The sequence below is a fragment of the Okeania sp. SIO2B9 genome, from assembly GCF_010672505.1.
In the GTDB taxonomy this organism is placed as follows: domain Bacteria; phylum Cyanobacteriota; class Cyanobacteriia; order Cyanobacteriales; family Microcoleaceae; genus Okeania; species Okeania hirsuta.
In genome coordinates this window covers 1-1,619 of the sequence record NZ_JAAHGK010001517.1, presented here as the reverse complement: position 1 = coordinate 1,619, position 1,619 = coordinate 1, and the positions used below count along the sequence as shown (strand labels likewise).

1 pseudogene is annotated in these 1,619 nt (G+C 40.1%); it reads right to left on the bottom strand.

Annotation, left to right across the window (positions count from 1 at the left end):
- Positions 1-145 precede the first annotated feature (145 nt).
- Positions 146-1,149: pseudogene (locus F6K13_RS32205) on the bottom strand (IS5 family transposase).
- Positions 1,150-1,619 lie beyond the last annotated feature (470 nt).

The following is a 1,619-nucleotide window of genomic DNA, read 5'->3' as shown; positions in this document are numbered from 1 at the left end:
GAAGAAGGAAGAAGGAAGAAGAAAGAGGGAAGAGGAAAGAAGGCTACCCTCGCAAGAAAAAACCATCATTTCCTGTAGATATTCACCCTTGGGTTTACACAAACGATATAAACGGACATGATATTACTCCCACAAGAGGGGGAGACTAGATGTCTACTTGATAACTTTCGAGCTTACCATTATGTATCATGGGGTTAAGTATAGTGCATTGAATGAATAACTCCACCGCTTGGTTGTTAAATAATCCTCTTCTCAACTTTCCTCCAAATAGAGCTTTGAGTCTAAACATTGTAGTTTCTGAAGCGAGAACGCCTGTGCTAGCCACTTTCACCTTTCCACTTCTTTCGCCCACAGATACCAATGCGTCTAAGGTTTTTATCTCTAGGATGGGGAGTACCTCTACAGTTGCCATGCTGCCAAATCACCGCATTTTTTCGTGGCGGAATTGTGATTTTAGCTCCTTTGTGACTAGCTTTTTCATAGCACTTGCACTTGTCGTATGCTCCATCGCCCGAAACTTTTACTATTTCATCTTCAACTCCATCAAGCAAGTCAGAGAATACTTGGTCATCACTAACATCGTTGGTTGTTACTACAGCAGCAATTATTTCTCCTGTCGCTTTCCTTCGGAATGCTGCGCAAACATTTACCCCTAGATGTAGTTTACGCAATTTTACAGGTTTGCCTACACCGTCAATCCTGGTCTTCCATTCCCCTTCACCATATACTTTGACTCTCGTAGAATCTACTACGCTCGTGAGTCCCTTCTGCCTTTGGTATCACTGGTATAGTAATGTTTAACTTCCTGATCAGACGAGATACAGTGCTATGGTCTGGTACAGGTAAGTCTAGTTCCATCAAACTAAATATAGATTCGACAAATCCTTCTGTTTGTCGTCCTGCTAATCCAAACAAGCTACTCACAGAGACCATTAATTCAATAGCTACATTACTATAACTATTCGATGCTCCCCTAGGTCTTGTTTTCTGTTGGTTTACCCACTGCTCTATTACTTCAGGACTGAGCCAAAATGTCAGACTCCCTCTGTGCTTTAGGGAAGGATCATATTCAGACCAGTTGCTTACCCGGTACTTGGAATTAGACTTGGAGTTACTCAGATCTACTTCGGTGTAGGTTTTGCGTGTCATGCACTGCTATTTTTACCCTATTTCCTTCCTTTGTGCAACAAAGCCTCAGTATTATTAAATATTGAGGAAGAAGAGTCAATATTTTCAGGGCTTTCGGAACGGAAAGTCCTTACTAATAATAATAAAAGAAACTATATCATTCCGATTAAACAGAATTTGATATAAGACTCTACAAAAAAGTCATTCTCTTCTCCAGTTTGATTATTTTTCCCCGTTCTTTGTTATATCTTTCACTCCTTGCTATTATCAATTTTTTTCCTCTTCTAGAAACCCTTGTAACTTACTATACACGGAGTAATATCAAATCCGGTTGAATACTTATTATATCATGTCCGGTAGCATTGGTCTTGTATAGCAAAGGTAAGGAAGAAGGAAGAAGGAAGAAGGAAGAAGAAAGAGGGAAGAGGAAAGAAGGCTACCCTCGCAAGAAAAAACCATCATTTCCTGTAGATATTCACCCTTGGGTTTAC